General features: G+C 70.5%; 20 protein-coding genes. 8 read left to right on the top strand and 12 right to left on the bottom strand.

Features of this window, described 5'->3' with window-relative positions:
- Window positions 1–21: 21 nt before the first annotated feature.
- Window positions 22–1,449, bottom strand: a complete 1,428-nt coding sequence (gene rox / locus AB0M59_RS17600) for a rifampin monooxygenase (RefSeq protein ID WP_364615894.1) — start codon at window positions 1,447–1,449, stop codon at window positions 22–24.
- A 254-nt stretch (window positions 1,450–1,703) separates the two neighbouring features.
- Here rox and AB0M59_RS17595 point away from each other — a divergent pair, with 254 nt between their 5' ends.
- Window positions 1,704–2,357, top strand: coding sequence for a GNAT family N-acetyltransferase (locus AB0M59_RS17595; protein ID WP_364615891.1), 654 nt, complete (start codon window positions 1,704–1,706; stop codon window positions 2,355–2,357).
- A complete protein-coding gene (locus AB0M59_RS17590; protein WP_364615970.1) occupies window positions 2,299–2,841 on the top strand; it encodes a TetR/AcrR family transcriptional regulator in 543 nt (180 codons plus the stop codon). Before AB0M59_RS17595 ends, AB0M59_RS17590 begins: the two co-directional genes overlap by 59 nt.
- On the opposite strand, the gene AB0M59_RS17585 is transcribed toward AB0M59_RS17590, so the two are convergent.
- Entirely contained in the window at window positions 2,838–3,968 is a 1,131-nt protein-coding gene (locus AB0M59_RS17585; protein ID WP_364615888.1) for an epoxide hydrolase family protein, read from the bottom strand. The two genes, AB0M59_RS17590 and AB0M59_RS17585, sit on opposite strands and share 4 nt — an antisense overlap.
- Window positions 3,969–4,030: 62 nt before the next feature.
- Between AB0M59_RS17585 and AB0M59_RS17580 the strand changes: the two genes are divergently transcribed.
- The gene (locus tag AB0M59_RS17580) at window positions 4,031–4,954 is read left to right on the top strand and encodes a WYL domain-containing protein (RefSeq protein ID WP_364615885.1); all 924 of its coding nucleotides are present in this window, start codon (window positions 4,031–4,033) and stop codon (window positions 4,952–4,954) included.
- Here AB0M59_RS17580 and AB0M59_RS17575 read toward each other — a convergent pair.
- From AB0M59_RS17575 to AB0M59_RS17565, 3 genes are read right to left on the bottom strand one after another with little or no spacing between them, the layout of a single operon-like run.
- Window positions 4,951–5,733 (bottom strand): SDR family oxidoreductase, encoded by a 783-nt coding sequence (locus AB0M59_RS17575; RefSeq protein WP_364615882.1) that lies wholly within the window; start codon window positions 5,731–5,733, stop codon window positions 4,951–4,953. The two genes, AB0M59_RS17580 and AB0M59_RS17575, sit on opposite strands and share 4 nt — an antisense overlap.
- Window positions 5,734–5,755: 22 nt before the next feature.
- Window positions 5,756–6,739, bottom strand: a complete 984-nt coding sequence (locus AB0M59_RS17570) for a glutathione S-transferase C-terminal domain-containing protein (protein WP_364615879.1) — start codon at window positions 6,737–6,739, stop codon at window positions 5,756–5,758.
- A gap of 7 nt (window positions 6,740–6,746) precedes the next feature.
- The gene (locus AB0M59_RS17565) at window positions 6,747–7,226 is read right to left on the bottom strand and encodes a MarR family winged helix-turn-helix transcriptional regulator (RefSeq protein WP_364615876.1); all 480 of its coding nucleotides are present in this window, start codon (window positions 7,224–7,226) and stop codon (window positions 6,747–6,749) included.
- 105 nt (window positions 7,227–7,331) lie between these two features.
- Between AB0M59_RS17565 and AB0M59_RS17560 the strand changes: the two genes are divergently transcribed.
- The gene (locus tag AB0M59_RS17560; RefSeq protein ID WP_364615873.1) at window positions 7,332–7,889 is read left to right on the top strand and encodes a YceI family protein; all 558 of its coding nucleotides are present in this window, start codon (window positions 7,332–7,334) and stop codon (window positions 7,887–7,889) included.
- Window positions 7,890–7,910: 21 nt separating this feature from the next.
- Here the strand turns inward: AB0M59_RS17560 and AB0M59_RS17555 are convergent, their stop codons facing one another.
- The gene (locus AB0M59_RS17555) at window positions 7,911–8,516 is read right to left on the bottom strand and encodes a TetR/AcrR family transcriptional regulator (RefSeq protein ID WP_364615870.1); all 606 of its coding nucleotides are present in this window, start codon (window positions 8,514–8,516) and stop codon (window positions 7,911–7,913) included.
- 53 nt (window positions 8,517–8,569) lie between these two features.
- On the opposite strand from AB0M59_RS17555, the gene AB0M59_RS17550 reads away from it, so the two are divergent.
- Window positions 8,570–9,550, top strand: a complete 981-nt coding sequence (locus AB0M59_RS17550) for a pentapeptide repeat-containing protein (RefSeq protein ID WP_364615867.1) — start codon at window positions 8,570–8,572, stop codon at window positions 9,548–9,550.
- 35 nt (window positions 9,551–9,585) lie between these two features.
- Here the strand turns inward: AB0M59_RS17550 and AB0M59_RS17545 are convergent, their stop codons facing one another.
- The 5 genes from AB0M59_RS17545 to AB0M59_RS17525 are packed head-to-tail and all read right to left on the bottom strand — an operon-like array spanning window position 9,586 to window position 15,617.
- Window positions 9,586–11,598 (bottom strand): glycoside hydrolase family 31 protein, encoded by a 2,013-nt coding sequence (locus AB0M59_RS17545; RefSeq protein WP_364615864.1) that lies wholly within the window; start codon window positions 11,596–11,598, stop codon window positions 9,586–9,588.
- Window positions 11,599–11,607: 9 nt separating this feature from the next.
- Window positions 11,608–12,411: a carbohydrate ABC transporter permease gene (locus AB0M59_RS17540; RefSeq protein WP_364615861.1), complete on the bottom strand. Its 804-nt coding sequence runs from the start codon at window positions 12,409–12,411 to the stop codon at window positions 11,608–11,610.
- Window positions 12,408–13,340, bottom strand: coding sequence for a sugar ABC transporter permease (locus tag AB0M59_RS17535; protein WP_364615967.1), 933 nt, complete (start codon window positions 13,338–13,340; stop codon window positions 12,408–12,410). Before AB0M59_RS17535 ends, AB0M59_RS17540 begins: the two co-directional genes overlap by 4 nt.
- Window positions 13,341–13,342: 2 nt before the next feature.
- Window positions 13,343–14,575, bottom strand: a complete 1,233-nt coding sequence (locus AB0M59_RS17530; protein ID WP_364615858.1) for a sugar ABC transporter substrate-binding protein — start codon at window positions 14,573–14,575, stop codon at window positions 13,343–13,345.
- 34 nt (window positions 14,576–14,609) lie between these two features.
- The gene (locus tag AB0M59_RS17525; RefSeq protein ID WP_364615855.1) at window positions 14,610–15,617 is read right to left on the bottom strand and encodes a LacI family DNA-binding transcriptional regulator; all 1,008 of its coding nucleotides are present in this window, start codon (window positions 15,615–15,617) and stop codon (window positions 14,610–14,612) included.
- A 384-nt stretch (window positions 15,618–16,001) separates the two neighbouring features.
- On the opposite strand from AB0M59_RS17525, the gene AB0M59_RS17520 reads away from it, so the two are divergent.
- Window positions 16,002–18,884 carry a glycoside hydrolase family 3 C-terminal domain-containing protein gene (locus tag AB0M59_RS17520; RefSeq protein ID WP_364615852.1) on the top strand — a complete coding sequence of 961 codons (2,883 nt, stop codon included), beginning with the start codon at window positions 16,002–16,004 and terminating at the stop codon, window positions 18,882–18,884.
- A 68-nt stretch (window positions 18,885–18,952) separates the two neighbouring features.
- Here AB0M59_RS17520 and AB0M59_RS17515 read toward each other — a convergent pair whose 3' ends face one another.
- Complete coding sequence (locus tag AB0M59_RS17515; RefSeq protein WP_364615849.1) at window positions 18,953–19,768, bottom strand: SAM-dependent methyltransferase; 816 nt, start codon at window positions 19,766–19,768, stop codon at window positions 18,953–18,955.
- A 123-nt stretch (window positions 19,769–19,891) separates the two neighbouring features.
- Between AB0M59_RS17515 and AB0M59_RS17510 the strand changes: the two genes are divergently transcribed.
- A complete protein-coding gene (locus AB0M59_RS17510) occupies window positions 19,892–21,223 on the top strand; it encodes a cytochrome P450 (protein WP_364615846.1) in 1,332 nt (443 codons plus the stop codon).
- A gap of 90 nt (window positions 21,224–21,313) precedes the next feature.
- Window positions 21,314–22,405, top strand: a complete 1,092-nt coding sequence (locus AB0M59_RS17505) for an alpha/beta fold hydrolase (RefSeq protein ID WP_364615843.1) — start codon at window positions 21,314–21,316, stop codon at window positions 22,403–22,405.
- The last annotated feature ends 20 nt before the right edge of the window (window positions 22,406–22,425 follow it).

The following is a 22,425-nucleotide window of genomic DNA, read 5'->3' as shown; positions in this document are numbered from 1 at the left end:
TTCGTTTCGGCCGACAGCGTTTCAGGCGGTGGGTGCGCCGAACCACTTCCGCAGCGCACCGGACAGGTCCGCGCCGTCTTCCCCGGCCCAGACGACGTGCCCGTCCGGGCGCAGCAGCACCGCGGGCACGTCCAGTTCCTCGCTGACGTCGACGACGTGGTCGACCCGGTCTTCCCAGCCCGACGGCGAAAGCGAGCCGGTCTGGTCGAGCAGCAGGCCGCGGCCCTCGTGCAGCAGCCCGTAGAGGTGCCCCTGCTTGAGTTCGACGTCCCGCAGCCGCCGGCCCAGCAGGGCGTGGCCCTCGCCGAAGTCGTAGCGGATCCCGATCGCGATGATCTTCTCGGTGAGGTAGCGGTTGACCTCGTCGAAGTCCATCAGCTCCGAGAGCAGCCGGCGCGCCGCCTGCGGGCCCGGCTCCAGCTGCATCAGCTCCATCTGCGCGCGGGTGTTGTTCAGGACGTCGGCGGCGACCGGGTGCCGTTCGGCTTCGTAGGTGTCCAGCAGCCCGTCCGGGGCCCAGCCGTTCACCGCGGCGGCCAGCTTCCAGCCGAGATTGAACGCGTCCTGGACGCCGAGGTTGAGCCCCTGCCCGCCGGTCGGCGGGTGGACGTGCGCCGCGTCGCCCGCCAGGAACACCCGGCCCACCCGGTAGCGCTCGGCCTGACGGGTGGCGTCCCCGAACCGGGAGAGCCACCGTGGCGAGTGCACGCCGAAGTCGGTCCCGGCGGTCTTCCGCAGCTGCTCCTTGAGCTCGTCCAGGGTCGGTGCGGTCCGGCGGTCCTCGGCGACCCCTTCGGCCGGGACGCCGACGCGGTACGTGCCACCCTCCACGGGCATGAAGCCGAACCGCTTCTGGGTCTTGCGGACCTCGATGTTCGCGGTGTCGATCTCTTCCCGCGAGACGGCCACCTCCACCTCGCCCAGCAGCGTCTCGATCCGGCTGGGCTCGCCGGGGAAGGCGACGCCGAGCAGCTTGCGCACGGTGCTGCGGCCGCCGTCGCAGCCGACGAGGTACCGCGCCCGCAGCTGTTCGCCGTCGGCCAGCTCGACCGTGACGCCTTCGTCGTCCTGCTCCAGGCCGGTCACCTCGCGGCCGCGCCGGATTTCGGCGCCGGCTTCGATCGCGTGCTCGGTCAGGAGCCGGTCGATGACGGGCTGGTGGATACCGAGCGTGTACCCGTGCGCGGTGTCGAGTTTCTCCGGCGACGGTTTCGGAATTCCGGCGAAGAAACCCCCGACCGGGTACTTCGTGCCCAGTTCGAGGAACCGCTCCAGCAGCCCCCGCTGGTCCATCACCTCGATGCTGCGCGCGTGCAGGCCGAGCGAGCGGACGACCTTCGTCGGCTCCGCGTCCCGTTCCAGCACGAGCACGTCGACGCCGTGCAGCCGGAGTTCGGCCGCCAGCATCGCGCCGGTCGGTCCGCCGCCGGCGATGATCACGTCAGTCAAAAGACCCCCTTGAAATCCCCGCGTTTCCGCAGGTTGTGGCTACGGCCGAGAATTGTGCGGCACTACGGGGGTCTTGCCGCAAGCCCAGGGGTGCGCTATACATTAATTACGGAGGGGAGTGGTTCTTCCTCCCTCCTGTTCCGGGACGTCTTCCCAGCTCCAGCTTTCGCGCATGGTTCCAGACTTCGGTCACGCCGTCGATCTATGACGGCCGTCATAGTGTGGTTCGCGTCGCACTGTGCTCTCATGAAGTCATGACAGTCGTCATAGAAGTCCGGGAGCTGGGGGACCACCCGGCGGACCGGGAGTGCGTGGCCGCGCTGGTCGCGGCCTGCTCGCCGGACAGCCTCCGGCGGCGCTTCATGATGGGCGGCCCCGCCGAACCGGGTGAGGTCTTCCGGCGGTACGGCCGGTTCCTGCTCGCCGGGGCACCCGCCCTGCTCGCCACCCGCGGCGGGGTCCCGGTGGGGCTGCTCAACTTCGTCGCGGTGACGCCGGGCGAGGCCGAGATCGGAATCCTCGTCGCCGATCCGTGGCAGCGGCAGGGGATCGGGAGCGCGCTGGCCCGGTGGCTCTGGGCTTCGGGGAGGTTCCCGGGCTGGACGGTGCGCGGCACCGTGTGGGCGGGCAACGCGGGCGCCGAAGCTCTGTTGCTGCGCCAGGGGTTCCGGCCGGTGCCCGCCTACGAACGCGGGGAGCGTGATTTCGCATTGGTGGTGCCGGACTGGGCTACCATGACGGACGTCATGAAGGAGGCAGCCGATGACGAGGACACCGCGCGAGCGGATGGTGCTCAGCGCCGCGCAGCTGGTGCGGATCCACGGTGTCGGGGCGACCGGCATGCGGGACGTGGTCGCGCACGCCGAAGCGCCGCGGGGGTCCCTGCAGCACTACTTCCCGGGCGGTAAGGACCAGCTGATCGCCGAAGCGGTCGCGTGGGCGGGGGACTACGCGGCCCGGCGCGTCGCGCGGGTCGCGGCGAAGATCGAGGACCCGACACCCGGCAAGCTCTTCGCGGCCATGGCCGCGCAGTGGCGCGACGAGTTCACGGCGCAGGGCTACGACGCGGGCTGCCCGCTGGTCGCGACGGTCGCCGACACCGCGGCCACCAGCGACGACCTGCGGGAAGCGGCCGGCAAGGCCTTCGACGGCTGGCAGCGCCCGGTGGCGGCGACGCTCGAGGACTACGGCGTGCCCGCGGCTCGCAGCACGTCGCTGGCGGTGCTCATGCTCAGCGCGCTGGAGGGCGCGATCGTCCTGGCGCGGGCACACCAGGACGTCGCGCCCCTGGACACGGTGGTCGCGGAGCTGCGCCCCCTGCTGGACGGCGCCGCTTCCGGCGTCGCGAATGACTCATTCGCGACGCCGGGCGGCGCGTCCACTGTGGACTAGAGGCCCCGGAAGAACTCCCGGATGTCCCGCACCAGCTCCGCCGGCGCCTGCAGCGAGGCGAAGTGGCCGCCGGTGTCGTACTCCGTCCAGCGCGTGATCGTGTTGGACAGCGCCGCCAGGCCGCGGATCGCGTGGTCGCCGCGGAAGTTCGCCACCGCCGTCGGCACGCCGGACGGTTCCGGCCGCTCGCCCCAGCCGTCCTGCCCCGCCTCCAGGTAGAGGCGCGCGGCCGAACCCGCGGTGCCCGTGAGCCAGAAGATCGTCACGTTCGTCAGGATCGCGTCGCGGTCCACCGGCGTCTGGTTCGTCGCCGTGGGGTCCCAGTCCACGAACCACTCCAGGTTCCACGCGAGCTGGCCGGCGGGGGAGTCGTTGAGCGCGTAGGCGAGCGTCTGCGGCCGCGTGGCCATCTGGGTGGCGTAGCCGGAATGGCCGTACCACCAGGCTTCGTTCTCTTTCGCCTGCTTCCTGTCCTCTTCGGACAGACGTTCGAGATCGCCGGGCGCGGTCGGGACCCCGGCGTTGGCGACGGCGTTGACGTGCACGCCGAGCACGGCCTCCGGTGCCGTCCGCCCCAGCTCGGGCGAGACGATGCTGCCGAAGTCGCCGCCCTGGGCGCCGTAGCGCTCGTAGCCGAGCCGCCGCATCAGCTCGGCCCACGCCCGGGCCGTCCGGCGGGTGTTCCAGCCGCGCTCGTTCGTCGGACCGGAAAAGGCGAAGCCGGGCACCGACGGCGCGACGACGTGGAACGCGTCCGCCGGGTCGGCGCTGTGAGCGCCCGGGTCGGTCAGCGGGCCGAGGACCTCAAAGAAGTCGGCGACCGTGCTCGGCCAGCCGTGGGTCAAGATCAGCGGAGTCGCGTCGGGTTCGGGGGAGCGGACGTGCAGGAAGTGCACCCGCTGGCCGTCGATCGTGGTCGTGAACTGCGGGAACGCGTTGAGCCGCGCTTCCTGGGCGCGCCAGTCGAAGTCGTGCTGCCAGTACTCCACGAGGCCGGCCAGGTAGGGCTCGCTGACGCCGTAGTCCCAGCCGGCGCCGGGCAGCTCGCCCGGCCAGCGGGTGCGGGCGAGCCGGTGGTGCAGCTCGTCGAGGCCGGCCTGCGGGACGTCGATGCGGAAGGGATCCATGGAATGACCCTCCCGTGCGTGTAGGACAGTTCCGGTCCTACTCGTCTGGCATCCTCGGAAGCATGCGAGAAACTCCCGGCCGGCTGCTCCGGCTGCTGTCGCTGCTGCAGATGCACCGGGACTGGTCGGGCACCGAGCTGGCTTCGCGGTTGGGTGTGACGACGCGGACGGTCCGCCGCGACGTCGACCGCCTCCGGGAGCTGGGCTACCCGGTGCACGCGGCGATGGGGCCGGTGGGCGGCTACCGCCTCGGCGCCGGCTCCGAGCTGCCCCCGCTGTTGCTGGACGACGACGAGGCTGTCGCGGTGACGATCGCCCTGCACACGTCCGGCTCGGGAGACGCGTCGCTGCGGGCGCTGAGCAAGCTGACGCGCGTGCTGCCGTCACGGCTGCGGCACCGCGTCGCGGCGCTGGAGGCGAGCATGCTGGCGCTGCCGGTGCGCGGACCGGTGGCGGACCCGGCGGTGCTGACGGCGGTGTCGGCGGCCATCCGCGCGGCCGAGACGCTGCGCTTCGACTACGAGAGCCACGACGGCACCTCGTCGCGCCGCTCGGTGGAGCCGCACCGGCTGGTGTCGTGGGGGCGGCGCTGGTACCTGGTCGGCTGGGACACCTCGCGCGACGACTGGCGCACGTTCCGCGCGGACCGCGTGTCGCTGCGCACCCCGAACGGCCCGCGGTTCACCCACCGCGAGCCGCCCGACGGCGACCTGACGGCGTACCTGACCCGGACGATGGGCCGCGAGATGTGGCCGCTGCACTGCTCCCTGCGCATCCACGCGCCGGCGTCGGAGCTGGCGGGCCGCGTCGAGGGCGAGGTGACGCCGATCGACGCGCGGACGTGCCGGCTCGAGCTGGCGTCCGATTCGTACGACGTCGTGGCGTTCGTGGTGGGGATGCTGGACGTCGCCTTCGAGGTGGAGTCACCGCCGGAGCTGGCCGAACGGCTGCGGACGTTGTCGGCGAGGTACGCCGAAGCGACCTAGGTGTGCGTGCCGCCGTCGATGCGGATTTCCGTGCCGGTGATGAACTTGCCGTCGTCGGAGGCCAGCATCGCCACCACGCCCGCCACCGTCTCCGGGCCCGCCACCGGGTTGCCCACCTCCGTCGTGAAGTCCGCCGGGAGGATCGGCAGCAGGCGGCCGAACAGCGAGAAGTCGATGTCCTGGGGCAGCCAGCTCGCCGCCGAGTCGGTGATGCCGCTCTTCACGCTGCCCGGCGCGATGCTCACCGCGCGCAGGCCCTGCTTGCTGTACTCCAGCGCCAGCGAATGCGTGAACGCCTGGATGCCGCCCTTGCTCGCGCAGTACGCCGCCATGTACGGGTGGGCGAACGACGCCGACGTCGAGCTGAAGTTGACCACCACGCCCTTTTCGGAAGCCAGCAGCGCGGGCAGCGCCGCCCGCGTCACCAGGAACGTGCCCGTCAGGTTGACCGCCAGCACCCGGTTCCACAGCTCCAGCGACGTCTCGTGCGTGTGCGACGCCAGCAGGATCCCCGCCGCGTTGACCAGCACGTCGAGCCCGCCGAGGTCGGCGACCGCCGAGGCGACCCCGGCGGCCACCGAGTCCTCGTCGGCCACGTCCATGGTGAACGTCGTCAGGCCCGGGGGACCGGCGGCCGACTGAGTGCCGAGCAGGCCCTGTTCGGAGACGTCGGTGCCGATGACCCGCGCCCCCTCGTCCAGCAGGCGGAGCGTGGTGGCCCGGCCGATGCCGGAGCCGGCACCGGTGACGAGGATCCGGCGATCGCGCAGGCGTTCCATGGCGATCACCGTAGCCAAGAACCTAGAGCGCGGGCACCCTCTCGGACTGCGGCGGCGGGCCCGGCGGGGTGCCGTCGCCGAACGGGCGGCCGCCGAGCTGCTCGCGGTCGTGCGGCGTGAGCCAGCCGGAGACGTCCGGCCCCAGCGGCACGATCCCGCTCGGGTTCACGTTCTTGTGCACCACGTAGTAGTGCTCTTTGATCTGCGGGAAGTCGATCGTGTCGCCGAACCCGGGCGTCTGGAACAGGTCACGGGTGTAGGCCCAGAGCACCGGCAGCTCGGTCAGCTTCTGCCGGTTGCACTTGAAGTGGCCGTGGTAGACGGCGTCGAACCGGACGAGCGTGGTGAACAGCCTCACGTCGGCTTCGGTGATCGTGTCGCCGACCAGGTAGCGCTGGTCCGCGAGCCGCTCGGACAGCCAGTCCAGGCGCGAGAACAGCTTGGTGTACGAGTGCTCGTACGCCTCCTGGGACCGGGCGAACCCGCACTGGTACACCGCGTTGTTGACGTCGGTGAAGACCTTCTGCGCGACGTCGTCGATCTCGTCGCGCAGCTTGTCGGGGTACAGCTCGGGTGCGCCGTCGCGGTGGTACGCGGTCCACTCGGTGGACATGTCCAGCGTCATCTGCGCGAAGTCGTTGGTGACGACCTGGCCGCTCGGGACGTCGACGAACGCCGGCACCGTGATGCCGCGCGGGTACTCCGGGTCGCGCTTGAAGAACGCCTCCTGCAGCCGCTCGATGCCGAGCACCGGGTCCCGGCCGTCCGGGTCGAGGTCGAAGCTCCAGCTCCGCTCGTCGTGCACCGGCCCGGCGATGCCCATCGACAGCACCGGCTCCAGGCCCAGCAGGCGACGCACGATCACCGCGCGGTTGGCCCACGGGCAGGCGCGGGCGACGACCAGCCGGTAGCGGCCGGGCTCGACCGGCCAGCCGTCGCGGCCGTCGGCGGTGATGCGGTCGGGGAGGTAGTTCAGGTCGCGCTTGTACTCGCCCTTGTCGCTCATCGAGTCCTCAGCAGTCGTCGGTCGGGGGAGCGGTGTCCATCGCCGCGGCCAGCCGGGCCAGTACGGGCCCGGCCGTGCGGATGTCTTCGCTGCTCAGGTGATCGAACACCGAAGCACGCACGCGGCCGAGGTGACCCGGGTAGGCCGTCTCCAGTTTGGCCAGTCCGGCCGCGGTCAGCACGGCGTTGGACGCGCGGCCGTCCTCGGCGCACTTGCGCTTTTCGACGAGCCCGCGGCGGGTGAGGTCGTCGACCACCCGGCTGATCCGGCTGAGCGACAACGCGGTCGTCGCCGCCAGCGCCGAGATGCGAAGCAGGTGGTCCGGGGCCTCGGACAGCGCGACGAGCACGCCGTAGTCGCTGACGGTGAGCCCGGTCTCGGGGAGGAACTGGTCGTCGAGCGCGCGCGGCAGCACCGTCGTGATGCGGATCAGCGAGCGCCAGAAGGCGGCTTCCTCCTCGTCGAGCACGGCCAAGTCATCACCCATACCGGGAGTATATCGAATGCTTGCTTGCGCAACCAGCCAAATCGAGTACTCTCTTGTTGAGCCCTCAACCACTGGGGGGCGCCACCACGAGGAGAGAAGAAGAGCATGACCAGCGCGACCACCTACCCCCAGCTGACCGGTGAGTACACCCTGGACGCCGCCCACTCGCGGATCGGGTTCGTCGCCCGGCACGCCATGGTGACCAAGGTCCGCGGGAGCTTCAACGAGTTCACCGGCACCGCGACGATCGACGGGGATGCCCCGGAGAAGTCCTCGGTCCAGGTGACGATCCAGGCCCACAGCATCGACACCCGCAACGCCGACCGTGACGGTCACCTGAAGAGCAACGACTTCCTGTCGATGGACGAGTACCCGCAGATCACCTTCACCTCGACCGAGGTCAAGCAGACCGGCGACACCTCCTTCGACGTGACCGGCGACCTGACGATCAAGGACGTCACCCGTTCGGTGACCATCCCGTTCGAGTTCGAGGGCTCCGCCAAGGACCCGTTCGGCAACGACCGGATCGGCTTCGAAGGCTCGACCACGGTCAGCCGCAAGGACTACGGCATCACCTGGAACGCCGCCCTCGAGACCGGCGGTGTCCTGGTGAGCGACAAGGTCACCCTCGAGTTCGAGATCTCCGCGATCAAGAACGCCTGACTCCGGGAGCGGGAGCCGGGGTCAGCTCCGGTTCCCGCTCGCCCGCAGGTTTTCGATCCCGACGTCGAGCGCCGCTTCCAGGTGGTCGATGCCGCCGGTCGACAGCATCACCACCACGCCGCCCTGCAGTCCCGCCAGCAGGGCGGCCGCCGCGCGTCCGGAGTTCAGGCGCGGGCTCACCTCGCCCGCGTCCTGCATCCGGCGGATGCCCGCTTCGAGCTCGTTCTGCCAGGCACGCAGCAGCTCGCTCACCACGGCCTGCGCCCCCGGCGTCGCGCGGCCGAGCTGGGAGATCAGCACGTTGAGCGGGCAGAGCTGACCCCGCTCGCGGTAGTGCGAGACCACCGTGTCGCGCCAGCGCTTCCACGCCGCCCACGACGCCAGCTCGCCGAGCTGCGGCTGCTGGGCCGTCATCACCTGGGCCGCCTCGAACTGCGCCACCGCCAGCAGGAGCTCCTCCTTGCCGTCGGGGAAGTAGTGGAAGAGCTGGCTCTTGCTGGTGCCGGTCCGCGCCCGGACGTCGTCGAGCGTCGTGACGGCGACGCCGCGCTCCCGGATCTCCGCCGCGGCGCCTTCGATGATCCGCTGCCGCGTCGCGGCGCCCTTCGGGGTCAGCTTTGGACTCACAGGTCCAGTTTAATCAGGTGTCGCGAAACGGTGCGAGACGGGACAATCCCGGCATGTCCACCGTTACGCCGTTCGCGGTCCTGGCGCTGATCGGCGCCGTCTCCGGCGCGGTCACGGCGTGGCTGGTCCTCCGCCGGAGCCCGCCCGTGCAGGTGCTCACCCCGGCGGCGCCGCCGGAGCTGATGGAACCCGAGGTCACGGCTCAGCTGCTCGCCGACGAGCACACCGCCCGGCTGGCCGCGCTGGACCGCCTCGCCGAGCTGGCCGACACCGATCCCGCGCGACGGCAGGACTGCGTCGACGAGATCGTCGAGCAGTTCCGCTACCGGTGGCACGACCAGCCGGCGTGGCAGGCGGAGCTCTGGCGGCTCCTGCTCCCGCACCTGCGGCGGGACTCGCCACGCTTCTGGCCCGGGATGTACCTGCGTGCCGGACACGTCGTGCTCCACGACCTGGACCTGCGCGGCTGCGAGGTCCTCGACGTCGCGTTCCGCAGCGTGCGCTTCGTCGGCGACGCCCACTTCGAAGGGGTGGTCTTCACCGGTCTCGCGTGCTTCGAAGAGGCGTGTTTCGCGCGCCACGCCTGCTTCGGTGGAGCGCGGTTCGGCGTGGGCGCGGACTTCGAGAACGCGACCTTCACCGGGAGCGCGGATTTCGCGCAGGCGACCGCGGGTCGCGCGATGTGGTTCGACGAAGCCCGGTTCTCGGCCCGCACCGACTTCTCGGAGGTCGTGTTCGCCGACGACGTCTCGTTCGCGGGCGCCGGTTTCGCGGGCCGCACCACGTTCCGCGGCGCGCGCTTCGCGACCGACGCCTTCTTCGGCGGTGCCCGGTTCGGCGGGCACGCCGACTTCACGGGAGCGACGGCCGAGCGGTTCCGGTTCCCCCGGGCGCGCGCCCGCGCGGACGTCCACGCGGTCCGGCACTGGCCGCCGGGCTGGACGGCCGGGCCGCCCCAGCCGCTCAAGCCGGGACACTGGGCCGAGCTGCGGACCGGCGTGGCCTCCGATGGCCAGCCCAGTGGTCTTGAATGAGTCATTCAGGTCTTCGGAGGTCCTGAATGACTCATTCAAGACCTTTCGGCGGGCGGGCGGATCGGCACCTGGGCGCCGTCCCGCAGGAACACCGGGATGCGGTCCGCCGGTGCGGCCGCCTCGATCGTGACCCCGCCTTCGTGGCGCGAGCCGGTCACCGCGTCCGTCCACTCGGCCCCCGCAGGGAGGTACACAGCCCGGGAGGTGGCCCCCGGCGAGAGCACCGGCGCGACGAGGACGTCCGGGCCGAGCAGGAACTGGTCGGAGACGTCCCAGGAAGGAGCGTCCGCGGGGAAGTCGACGAACAGCGGCCGCATCGGGGGGATGCCCTGCTCGTGCGCCACCCGCATCTGGGTCATCAGGTACGGCCGCAGCCGTTCCCGCAGCCGCAGCGACTCGGTGATCGCGGCGTACGCCGGATCGCCGAAGGACCAGACTTCGTTGGGCCCGCCGGTCATCTCCGGGCCGAACGGCGGCCGCGGGTCGCGGAATCCGTGCAGGCGGAACAGCGGGCAGAACACCCCGTACTGGAACCAGCGGACCATCAGCTCGCGGTACTCGGGTGACGACGGGTCGCCGCCGTGGAAGCCACCGATGTCCGTCGTCCACCAGGGGATCCCGGCCAGGGCCACGTTCAGCCCCGCCCGGACCTGCACCCGCAGCGACGCCCACGTCGCCGGGACGTCACCCGACCACAGCGCCGCCCCGAACCGCTGGCTGCCCGCCCACGCCGAGCGGGACAGGAGCACGACCTCGTCGCCGCCCTCGCGGCGGATGCCGTCGTGGAACGCCTGCGCGTTCGCCTGCGGGTAGAGGTTGAACACCTCCGCGCCCGGGCCGGCGTGGAAGCCGAGGTTGTGCGGGTGGCCCGGCTGGATCTCGGGCTCGTCGCCGTCCAGCCACCACGCGCGCACGCCCAGGTCGTAGTAGTTCTCCTTGACCTTCGACCAGACGAACCGCCGCGCCGCCGGGTTGGTCGCGTCGTAGAACGCCACCGGCATCTCGGTGCCGAACCCCTTGTCCTTCCACGGCGCGTGCGCCGGGACCCCGCTCTCGGCGGCGACCAGCAGCCCCTGTTCGTGCAGCTCCCGGTAGTTCGACGACAGCGGGCTCACCGACGGCCACACCGACACCATCAGCTTGACGCCCAGCTCGTCGAGCTCCCGCACCAGCCCCGCCGGCTCGGGCCACTCGGCCGGGTCGAACTTCCAGTCGCCGAGGTGCGTCCAGTGGAAAAAGTCCGCCACGATCACCGACAGCGGCAACCCGCGCGCGTGGTACTCGCGCGCCACGGACAGGAGCTCCTCCTGGGTGCGGTAGCGCAGCTTCGACTGCCAGAAGCCGGCCGCCCACTCCGGCAGCATCGGCGCGTACCCGGTCGCGTCGGCGTAGTGGCCGAGGATCTCCCGGGGGCCGTCGCCGGTGGTGACCCAGTAGTCGAGCTGGCGGGCGTCGTCGGCGACCCAGCGGGTGCCGTTGGCGGCCAGCTCCACCCGGCCGACCGCCGGGCTGTTCCACAGGAACCCGTAGCCGCGGCTGGACAGCAGGAACGGCACCGTCACCTCGGCGTTGCGCTGCACCAGGTCCAGCACGAGGCCCTTCTGGTCGAGCCGGCCGTGCGTGTGCTGCCCGAGTCCGTAGATCCGCTCGTCGTCGTAGGCGGTGAACCGCTGCTCGAGGCGGCCGTACCCGTTGCGTGAGGGCATGAACAGCCGCGCGCCGGGCCACCAGAAGTGCGCACGCTGCTCGGAAAGCAGCTCCTCCCCGGTGCCGGTCCGGACGAACCGCAGCTGCGCGTCGATCCCGGTGTCGGTGTCGGCGATCTCGACGATCGCGGTCAGCTGGCCGTTGACGACCTTGCCGAACCGCCCGTCCGTTTCCGCGGTGGCGGCCGACGGCTTCGCGGGCAGCAGCGCCCCCGGGACGTCGTCGAGGATGCGGTGCCGGCCCGCGCGCACGCGCAGGCTGCCGTCGCCCCACGGTTCGACGCGCAGGACCTCGTGCCGCACGGTGACTTCGAGCGAGCGGCCGTCTTCGGACGTGATCACGCGGTCTCCTTAGTCTTTGACGGCGCCGCTGGTCAGCCCGGCGACGACGTACCGCTGGGCGACGACGAGCAGGACGGCCGCGGGGACCGCGGCGAGGACGGCGGTGGCCATGATCCCGTTCCAGTCGGCGGACTGGTTGCCGACGAACCGGTAGATGCCCACCGTGATGGGCTCGAACGACTGCCCGGTGGTGAGGGTGACGGCGAAGAGGAAGTCGGCCCAGGCGAACAGGAACGAGAACAGCCCGGCCGTGACGAGCGCGTTGCGGCTGACCGGGAGGATGATCGAGCGGAACGTCCGCCAGTAGCCGGCGCCGTCCACTCTCGACGCTTCGGTGAGTTCTTTCGGCACCGAAATCATGAACGCCCGCAGCAGGAGCACGGCGAACGGGATGGTCGCGGTCGAGTCCGCCAGCACCAGCCCGAGGTAGTTGTCGATCAGGCCGAGGTTGCTGAACACCGTGTAGAGCGCGTTGGCCATCACGATGCCCGGGATCATCTGCACGATGAGCAGCACGAACACCAGGACCGGCCCGCCGCGGACCTTCAGCTGGGCCAGCGCGTACGACGCGGGCGCGGCGATCGCGAGCGACACGAGCACCGTGCCGAGCGCGACGACGACGCTGGAAAGCAGGTGCGGCCCTTGGGAGGACAACGCCTTGCGATAACCGTCCAGGGTGCCGTCGACGGGGAAGAATGCCGGGTCCGGGCGCAGCAGCGCGCCGCTGGGCTGCAGGGAGGCGTTGACCATCCAGTACAGCGGGAACAGCAGGATCGCGACGATCAGGACGCCGAACACCGTCCGGGCCTTCACGCCGCCGCCTCGGCCAAGGTCGCCTTCGCCGAGCGCAGGTACAGCAAGCCGAACACCGTCGCCACCAGGATGAGGACGTTCCCGACCGCGGCGCCCTGCCCGAACGCGAAGTCCTGGAAGGACAGCCGGTAGGACCACGTCGTGAGCGTCTGCGTCGCGTTGGCCGGCCCGCCGCCGGTGACGACCATGATCACGTCGAACACCTTGATCGTGTAGACCAGCCCGAGCATGAGCACGATCCCGGTGACCGGCCGCAGCAGCGGCCAGGTGACGTGCCGGAACCGCTGCCACGCGCCCGCGCCGTCGAGCGACGCGGCCTCGTAGAGGGACGCGGGGATCGCGCGCAGGCCGCCGTGCAGGATCACCAGGTTGAACGGGATGCCGATCCAGATGTTCGTGAGGATCACCGCGGGCAGCGCCCAGCCGGTGCTGCTCAGCCAGGGCACCGCGTCGAGGCCGACGAACCGCAGGGCGGCGTTCAGCACGCCGTGGTCCTGGTCGAACATCCACCGCCAGACCGCCCCGCTGACCACCAGCGGCAGCAGCCAGGGCAGCAGGAGCAGCGACCGCAGCAGCGCGCTGCCGAGGAAGCGGCCGCTGAAGAAGACCGCGAGCGCGAGGCCGATGCCGAACTGGAAGACGAGCGACCCGGCGGTGAACAGCACCGTGTTGACGACCGCCGTGGAGAAGAGCGGGTTGCCGAACACGGCGGCGTAATTGGCGAAGCCGACAAAGGGCGCTTCGCCGGTGTAGAACGACTTCACTGTGTAGTCCTGGGCGCTCATCACGACGTTCGCGGCGAGTGGGTAGCCGAAGAACACGACGAGGTAGGCCAGGGCCGGCAGCAGGAACATCCACGCGGCGAACCGGTTGTCCCGCCGGGGTTTCCGGCCGGCGCGGGGTGGTGCCGCGACGGCCGGAGCCACCAAGGTCACGAACCGCTCGCTTGTTGTGCGGCCTTCAGCGCCTGGTCGGCCGGCTGCTTCCCGGTCAGCGCCGCCTGGATCGCGTCGGCCAGCGCCTGGGAAACCTTCGGGTACTTCTCGCCGAGCTCGGCGGTGCGGGAGCGGGCGGAACCGACCTCGTCGACGAACGCCTGCATCGCCGGTTGCTGCGCGCCGAACTTGGTCGCGGCGGCCGTCTTCGACGGGATGTAGGCGTGCGCCTTGCTCCACTCGAGCATCGTCGGCTCCGAGAGGATGCAGGAGAGCACCTTCCCGGCCGCCTGCTGCGTGGGCCCGCTGGTGACCGGCACGGTGCCGACCTCGCCGCCGAGCGCGACCACCGGCTTCGCGCCCACCTGCGGCACCGGGATCGGCACCACGCCGTAGTGCAGGGACTTCTGCTCGTCGAGCCGGGCCAGGTTCCACGAGCCGTTGACCATCATCGCCGCGTTGCCCGCGACGAACTGGTCGGCGACATCGTTCTGGTTCCAGGTCACCACGGACTTCGACGCCGAGCCGGAGTTCACGAGGTCCGTGACGAATTGAAGCGCTTTCACGGACTGCGCGGAGTCCAGCTGGGACAGTTCGGCGCCGTTGCTCCAGAAGAACGGGAGGAACTGCCAGGTGCCCTCTTCGGACGGGATCGCGGAGAACGCGAGGCCGTACTTGCCGTCCTTGGTGAGCTTCGTCGCGGCGGCCTTCAGCTCGTCCCAGGTCTTGGGCGGTGCCACGCCGGCCGCGGTGAGAAGGTCCTTGTTGTAGATGAGCGCGAGGCCGTTGACGCCAGGGGCGACGCCGTACAGCTTGTCCTGGTAGGTCCCGGCCTTGACGATGCTCGGGTAGTAGCCGTCGGTGGTGATGCCGTAGCCGTCCAGCGGGGTCAGCGCGCCGGTCGCGGCGACCTGCTGCAGCGTCGGGTTGTCGGTGAAGAGCAGGTCCGGCAGCGTCTTCGAGCTCGCGCCCTGCAGGACCTTCGGCAGCATCTGGGCGGTCGGCACGGTCTGGCGCTGGATCTTGATCCCGGTCTGCGCGGCGCAGGCGTCGAGGATCTTCTGCCACGCCGCGGTTCCCTGCTCGTCGGCGTAGTAGTCGAGCTCGGTGATCGACGTGGCGGCCGGGGCGTTCGCATCGCCCGAGGCCTGCGGAGCGGGGCTGGGGCTGCACGCGGTGAGCAGCGCGGCGCTCGCGGCCAGGATCAGGGCGCGACGGGGTAGGGACATGGTGATCCTCCTTCGACGCTGGAGCAGAACCGGTTCAGGTGCGGGGCGCGGCGGTGCTGTCGCGCCGGGTGAGGCGGGGTCCGAGGAGCCGGACCTCGGGGGTGGTGTGGCCGGCGAGCCGGCGCATGGTCATCTCGACGGCCTGGGCCCCGACCTCCTCGGCCGGGATGGCGACGGTGGTCAGCCGGACCGGGTGCTGCTCGGCCATGCTGTCCGGGCAGACGGCGACGACGGAGATGTCCTCGGGCACCCGCAGGCCGCGGTGGCGCAGGTCCGAAAGCAGCCCGGGGAGCACGGCCTCGTTGTGCACGACCAGGCCGGTCAGGTCCGGATCGGCGGTGAGCAGGTCGTCGAGGCAGGCGCTCACCGCTTCGTAGGAGTGGGCGCACGGCCGGTTCGTCGCCCGGATGTCGTGGCTCTTCGCGGCGTCGTCGAACCCGCGCAGGAACCGCGTCGCGTAGCTCGTGCCGCGCCGGTAGACGGCGGGGGAGGGGCCGATCAGCGCGACCGAGCGGTGGCCGAGGTCGGCCAGGTGCGCGACGCACGCCGAACCGGCGGCGGTGAAGTCCAGGTCCACGCAGCTCAGCCCGGCCGGGTGGTCGGGCACGCCGATGAGCACCACCGGCAGGTCGAGCGCGATGAGCATCGGCACCCGCGGATCGGCGGCTTCGACGTCCATCACCATCAGCGCGTCGGCGATCGCCGACGACGCCACCCGCTGCAGCGCGGCGGGGCCTTCGTCCTTGGTGAGCAGCAGCAGATCGTGGTCGTGCGCGCGGGCCGCGGTGACCGCCGAGGCGACGAACTCCATCACCACCGCGACGTTGAGGTCCGTGCGCAGCGGCACGACCAGGGCGAGCACGTTCGTCTTGCTGCTGGCGAGCGCCCGGGCCCCGGCGTGCGGGTGGTAGCCGAGCTTGCGGATACTTTCCTCGACCAGCCGCCGGGTCTTCGGCGAGATCGAGCGCTTGCCGCTGATCACGTACGACACCGTGCTGGGTGCCACGCCCGCCGCCGTCGCGACGTCGTTGATCGTGACCACGGGCGGCCTCCTGGGGACGTGACGGGGTGCGCCGCTGTCGAAGCGCATCGACAATGGCACGAAGGTAGGGGACACCCGCGCGAAACACAAGCAGGATTTGCCGTCGGAAGATATTCGATTCGCATTCGACGATCACCACTCGCGTCGAAACTGTCGAACGCGCCTGATAGGAGAACTTTGCCCAGCTCAGAGGTCAGTTTTCGGAGCCGGCCGGAGTTCCTGGGTGCGCTCCCAGAAAGTCTTGACCTCGTGCTCACACGACTGTAATAGTCGTCACCATCCTCACCTTCGACGCGAATGTTCCGCGCCGCACTGTCGAAACGATTCGACGAATCCGGGAGGCCGTTCGTGCGCCAGTCCCCGCTCCGCCGTGCCCTTGTCCCGGTGGTCGCCGCCACCCTGCTGCTGGCCCCCGCGCCGGCCCTCGCAGCACCCCCGATGCCGTTCCGCGACCCGGCGCTGCCGCTCGCGACGAGGATCGACGACCTGCTGTCCCGGCTGACGGCCGACGAGAAGATCTCGCTGCTGCACCAGTACGAGCCGGCCATCCCACGCCTGGGCATCGGCGTCTTCAAGACCGGCACCGAGGCACTCCACGGCGTCGCCTGGTCGACCGACTACGACAACAACGGCGCCGTCGTCAAAGCCGACGGCACGGTGTTCCCGCAGGCCATCGGCCTGGCGTCGACGTGGGACCCGGCACTGGTCAAGCAGGTCGGCACGGCCGTCGGGCAGGAGGCGCGCGGCTTCAACGCGCGCAACCCGACGCTGTGGGGCCTCAACCTGTGGGCGCCGGTGGTCAACCTGCTGCGCGACCCGCGGTGGGGCCGCAACGAAGAGGGCTACTCCGAGGACCCGTACCTCACCGGTGAGCTCGCGACGGCGTACGGCCGCGGCATCCAGGGCGACGACCCGCGCTACCTGCAGGCCGCGCCGACGTTGAAGCACTACCTCGCCTACAACAACGAGGTCAGCCGCGACACCAGCAACTCCTCCGTGCCGCCGAAGATCCTGCACGACTACGACGAACAGGCGTTCAAGATCCCGCTGCAGGCAGGCGCGGCCAACGGCGTCATGCCGTCGTACAACCTGGTCAACGGGCGGCCGAACACGGTGAGCCCCGACCTCGGCGGCCTGCTGCGGAAGTGGGCGCCCCAGGACATCGCCGTCGTCAGCGACGCCGGCGCCCCGTCCAACCTCGTCAACTCGGAGAAGTACTACGCCACCAAGGCGGAAGCGGACGCGGCGGCCATCAAGGCCGGGCTCGACAGCTTCACCGACAACGACACCAACGGCTCGATCACCGTCGAGGCCGTCAAGGAAGCGCTGACGCGCGGGCTGCTGACCATGGCCGACGTCGAAAAGGCCGACCGGCACCTGCTGTCGCTGCGCTTCCGGCTCGGCGAGTTCGACCCGCCGGGCCGCAACCCGTACGCGAAGATCACCCCGGCCGTGATCGACTCGCCGGAGCACCGCGCCCTCGCGCGCAAGGTGGCCGACGAGCAGGTCGTCCTGCTGCGCAACAACGCGAACGCGCTTCCGCTCGACGCGACGAAGAAGAAGGTGGCCGTCGTCGGTCCGCTGTCCGACACGCTGTACGAAGACTGGTACAGCGGCGCGATGCAGTACCGTGTCACGCCGAAGCAGGGCATCGCGGAACGGCTCGGGACCGCGGTGTCCTCGTCCGAAGGCGTCGACCGGATCGCGCTCAAGGACCTCGCCACCGGTCGCTACCTGACCGCGCCTTCCTCGCCGGGCAAGGTGACCGCGGGTGGGACCGTCGCGGGCACGGCGGAGTCCTTCGACGTCTTCGACTGGGGCGCGGACAAGAACACCCTGCGCGCGGCGGCGAACGGCAAGTACCTGAGCTACTCCGGCGGCGCGCTGGTCAACGACGTCGACCAGCCGACCGGGTGGTTCGTCCAGCAGCAGCTCAAGCTCGACCCGCAGCCCGACGGCAGCTACGTGCTCGAGTACGCGGGCAACGAGGTCACCGAGCCGTGGTTCGGCCCGAACCGCTACGCCGTCGTCGGTGCCGACGGAGTCCTCACGATCTCCGCGCCCGACGCGGCGCACGCGACGAAGTTCGGCCGTGAGGTGCTCACGAGCGGCGTCTCCTCGGCGGTCGACGCGGCGCGAGGTGCCGACACCGCGGTGGTCGTGGTCGGCAGCATGCCGTTCATCAACGGCCGCGAGGCGAACGACCGGACGAGCACTTCGCTGGCTCCGGCGCAGCGGGCGTTGATCGAAGCGGTTTCGAAAGTCAATCCGCACACCGTCGTGGTGGTGGAGAACAGCTACCCGACGACCGGCTGGGACACGCTGTCCGTGCCGGGGATCGTGTGGACGAGCCACGCCGGGCAGGAGACCGGGCACGCGGTCGCCGATGTCCTGTTCGGCGACCACGACCCGACCGGGCGGCTTACGCAGACCTGGTACGCGTCCGACGCCGGGCTGCCGAGCATTCTCGACTACGACATCGAGAAGACCGGGATGACGTACCAGTACTACCGCGGGAAGCCGTTGTACCCGTTCGGTTACGGGCTCGGCTACACGAATTTCCGGTACGGCGCGGTGCATGCTTCGCGGGTCGGCGGTTCCGTGCAGGTCAGTGTGGACGTGACGAACACGGGTGCTCGCTCCGGGACGGACGTCGTCCAGCTGTACTCGAAGGAGTCCGATGTGCAGCGGTTGCGGGACTTCTCCCGGGTGACGCTCGCACCGCACGAAACGCGCTCCGTGCGGTTCTCCGTGCCGGTGGCGGACTTGGCGTCGTGGAACGCCTCGCTGGGACGGTCTGTGGTGGCTGCCGGGATGCACGACTTCTCGGTGGGCCGCAACGCCGCCGACCTCTCGGCGGCGCAGCCGGTGTTCGTGCCGGGGGAGCGGATCCCGCCGCGCGACCTGAGCCGGACCACGCAGGCGCAGAACTTCGACGACTACGCCGGGACGACGCTGACGGACACGTCGAAGACGTCGGGCACCTCGGTCGCTGCTGTGGCCGGGAGCTGGCTGGCGTATCGCGACGTCGCCCTTTCCGGCGCGGCCCGGTTCACGGCGTCGGTGTCCACAGTGGAGTCAGCACGCGTCACGGTCCGGTTGGACTCGCCGACCGGCCGGGTCCTGGGCACGGCTTCGGTGTCGTCGACCGGCGACCGATACGCGTACACGACGGTGACGGCGGCCCTGGCGAAGGCGACCGGCCGCCACGACGTGTACCTGACCTTCGACGGGCCGGTGAACCTGGCGACGTTCTCCCTGCGCTGAGCGGTTTGCCGCGGCTGGTCGTGAGTGAGAAACAGTGTTAGAACACTGTTTCTCACTCACGACCGCGGTCAGGGTTTCCGGCCCACCCCGGCGTACGGCAGCGTGTTGATCGCCGGGTCGTCGGACATGTCGCCGACCCCCTCCGGCTTCCACATCGCGCAGCCGACCACGCCCGGCTCGACCATCTCGAAGCCGTCGAAGAAGGCGAGCACCTCGTCGTGCGTGCGGGGGACCGGCTGGTTCTGCTGGTCCTGGTTGCTCTTGTACACCTCGACCGCCTCGTCAAGCCGCTCGGACTCGGAGTCCGCCGCGACGTGCGTGACCGCCAGCATGCTGCCCGGGGCCAGGCGGTCGCGGTAGCGAGCCAGGATGCCGGCCGGGTCCCACGAGTCCGGCACGAAGTGCAGCAGCAGCAACATGAACACGCCGACCGGCTGGTCCAGGTCCAGCAGCTTTCCCGCGCCGTCGAAGATGTCGTTGACGTCGCGCAGGTCGGCCTGCAGCACCAGGCAGTTTTCGTTGTCCTGCAACAGCAGCTCGCTGTGCGCCACCGCCACCGATTCGCGGTCGACGTACACCACGCGGCACGACGGGTCGGCCTGCTGGACGATCTCGTGCAGGTTCCCCACGGTCGGGATGCCGGCGCCGATGTCGAGGAACTGCCGGACGCCGGAGTCGACCATGAACTTCGCCGCGCGGCGCAGGAACGCGCGGTTGAGGCGGGCGGCGTCGCGCACGCCCGGCATGATCTGGAGGATCTGCTCGCCGAGCGCCCGGTCGGCGGCGAAGTTGTGGTCGCCGTCGAGCCAGAAGTCGTACACCCGCGCCGGGTTCGGCACCGTGGTGTCGATCTCCGGCGGTACCCAGCTCAGCTCCCCGGTCACGGGACCTCCCACCCTCGCGGACTCCTGGAGTGGCGGAGTGTAGCCCTCTCACCCGTTCGTGTGGACCGACACTCGACGCGCCCGCCGCCCCGCTAGGGTGTTTCGGTGGCGAGGAGACGAGACATGACGGACGCACGTCCCGTTCCCGGCCGCTGGCCCGTGCTCGGGCACACGGTGTCCCTCCTGCGCGACCCGCTGAAGCTCTTCACTTCCCTTCCGTCGCACGGAGATGTCGTCGAACTCCGCCTCGGCCCGCTGCCGGTGCACGTGGTCACGACCCCGGAACTGTCCTGGCAGGTGCTCGCCACCGACGCCGACAAGTTCGACAAGGGCCTCGTCTTCGACAAGATGCGCCCGCTCTTCGGCGACGGTCTGGCCACCTCGAACGGCGAGCTCAACCGCCGCCAGCGCCGCCTCGTCATGCCCGCCTTCGGTCGCACGCGGATCGCGGGCTACGCCGAGACCACGATGACGAAACTGGCCGACGAGCTGGCGAGCTCGTGGCAGCCCGGCGAAGTCGTCGAGTTCGACCGGCGGATACAGGACCTCGTGCTGACCATCGCGGGACAGACGCTCTTCTCCACCGCGCTCGGCGACGATGCACTGGCGGAAATCCAGCGCTCGATCCCGGTCATGCTGAAATACGTACTGATCCGAGCATTTTCTCCGAAATTCGTGGAAAAGCTGCCCATCCCGCCGAACCGGAAGTTCGACGCCGCGGCCGCGCGGCTGCGGGAAGTCATCGGCGAAACCGTGGTCGCCGCCCGGGAACAGGGAGCCGACCACGGCGACCTGCTGTCGATGCTGCTGCTGGCCCGCGACGAGGACACCGGCGAGGGCATGTCCGACCGGCAGGTGCACGACGAGGTCATCACGATCCTCACCACCGGCGCCGAGACCACCGCGGTCGCGCTGGCCTGGTTCTTCCACGAGCTCGGACAGCACCCGGACGTCGAAAAACGGTTCCACGCGGAGGTCGACGACGTCCTCGGCGGCCGGCCCGCGCGGTTCGAGGACCTGCCGGACCTGGTGTACACGCACCAGATCGTCAACGAGATCGTCCGCCGCACCCCGCCGCTGATCCTCATGCGCCGCGCTCGCGAGGACGTCGAGCTGGGCGGCATCACCATCCGGGCGGGCACCGAGGTCGCGGTCAGCCAGCACACCCTGCACCGGGACCCGCGCTGGTTCCCCGATCCCGAACGCTTCGACCCGGACCGCTGGACGCCCGGCCACACCGCGGAACTGCCGAAGGGCGCGTACATCCCGTTCGGCGCCGGCGCGCGGTTGTGCCCGGGGCACGTCTTCGCACCGACGGAGATCGGCATCATCGCCGCCACGATCGGTGCGCGCTGGCGGCTGGTTCCCGTGCCGGGCAAGAAGGTCCGCGCGCAGCTCAAGGCCACCATGCAGCCGAACCGGCTGCCGATGACCGTGGTCCCGCGCGGGACCTGACGGTACCCGTTCGGCTACCGGGTGTAGTGTTCCCGAGTTCGTTCACCTGTCCGAGTCCGGAGGGCTGTGTCCGATGAAAGGCATGACCGCGTGAAGCTGCCCGTCAAGGTGACGTCAGCCTTGTTCGCCTGCGGTGTCCTGCTCGCCTCGTTGACCGCCGCGATGCCCGCCGAGGCCGCCGCGATCTCCTGCACCGACACGGATCTGCCGGTCAGCGGCCCGGGTCTGCCGCCGCTGGTGCCGGGCGCGCCCGGCACCATGCACGGCCGGCTGTGCCTGCCCGCCGGCGAGGCGCCGGACACCGTCCAGCTGCTCGTGCACGGCGGGACGTACAACAGCGCGTACTGGGACCTGCCGTACCAGCCCGAGCGCTACTCCTACCAGCGCGACATGGCCGCGCACGGCTACGCGACCTTCGCCGCGGACCAGCTCGGCGCCGGGCGCAGCAGCCGCCCGCTGAGCCTGCCGCTGTCGGTCTGGGCGGCGGCCGAGTCGACGCACGAGGTGGTCGGCCACCTGCGGGCCGGGCACGTCGGCGGCGTGCGGTTCGCGAAGGTCGTCATCGTCGGGCACTCGGTCGGGTCCGGGGTCGTCGCCGTGGAGGCGTCGACCTACCACGACGTCGACGGTGTGGTCCTCACCGGCATCACGCACCTGCCCGCGCTGCCGGTGCTGGCGCTCGGCGCGGCGCTCGGTCTGCAGCCCGCGCTGCTCGACGGGCAGCTCGGCCGGCTGGGCAGTGACCCGCTCTACTTCACCACGCGACCGGGCGCGCGGACCGGGTTGTTCTACGCCGCGGGCGATTCCGACCCCGCTGTGGTCGCCGCCGACGACGCGACCAAGGACCAGGTTTCGGTGCCCGGCATGGGCACGGTCGCGTTGTTCGGGATCATGTTGCCGGCGACGAAGGGAATTACCGTACCGGTTTTCCAGGTGGTGGGAGAAAAGGACGTTCTTTTCTGCGGCCTGCTCGCGCTGCGTGACTGTTCGAACGCGGGTGTGCTGCGAGCGCAGGAAGCGCCGTATTACGCCGACCCGTCGAAACTGTCGATGTACGTCCTCCCGGGTGCCGGTCATTCCGTTGCGTTGCACGAAAACGCGGCGAACTACCGTGACGCCACCCGGTCGTGGCTGCGGGATCGCCTGGCGATCGCTCCGCAGGGTTATCACTCGATTGGATGAATACTGTTTCGTGCGCCGGA

Origin of the sequence: Amycolatopsis sp. NPDC051371 (assembly GCF_040682155.1) — a bacterium.
In the GTDB taxonomy this organism is placed as follows: domain Bacteria; phylum Actinomycetota; class Actinomycetes; order Mycobacteriales; family Pseudonocardiaceae; genus Amycolatopsis.
This window is presented reverse-complemented; position numbering and strand designations above follow the sequence as displayed.

Excerpts from the sequence above, each read along its gene's own strand:
- AB0M59_RS17560 (WP_364615873.1), top strand. The coding sequence starts at position 7,332 with ATGACCAGCGCGACCACCTACCCCCAGCTGACCGGTGAGTACACCCTG.
- AB0M59_RS17595 (WP_364615891.1), top strand. The coding sequence starts at position 1,704 with ATGACAGTCGTCATAGAAGTCCGGGAGCTGGGGGACCACCCGGCGGAC.
- AB0M59_RS17510 (WP_364615846.1), top strand. The coding sequence starts at position 19,892 with ATGACGGACGCACGTCCCGTTCCCGGCCGCTGGCCCGTGCTCGGGCAC.
- AB0M59_RS17550 (WP_364615867.1), top strand. The coding sequence starts at position 8,570 with ATGTCCACCGTTACGCCGTTCGCGGTCCTGGCGCTGATCGGCGCCGTC.
- AB0M59_RS17575 (WP_364615882.1), bottom strand. The coding sequence starts at position 5,733 with ATGGAACGCCTGCGCGATCGCCGGATCCTCGTCACCGGTGCCGGCTCC.
- AB0M59_RS17530 (WP_364615858.1), bottom strand. The coding sequence starts at position 14,575 with ATGTCCCTACCCCGTCGCGCCCTGATCCTGGCCGCGAGCGCCGCGCTG.
- AB0M59_RS17570 (WP_364615879.1), bottom strand. The coding sequence starts at position 6,739 with ATGAGCGACAAGGGCGAGTACAAGCGCGACCTGAACTACCTCCCCGAC.
- AB0M59_RS17585 (WP_364615888.1), bottom strand. The coding sequence starts at position 3,968 with ATGGATCCCTTCCGCATCGACGTCCCGCAGGCCGGCCTCGACGAGCTG.
- AB0M59_RS17565 (WP_364615876.1), bottom strand. The coding sequence starts at position 7,226 with ATGGGTGATGACTTGGCCGTGCTCGACGAGGAGGAAGCCGCCTTCTGG.
- AB0M59_RS17580 (WP_364615885.1), top strand. The coding sequence starts at position 4,031 with ATGCGAGAAACTCCCGGCCGGCTGCTCCGGCTGCTGTCGCTGCTGCAG.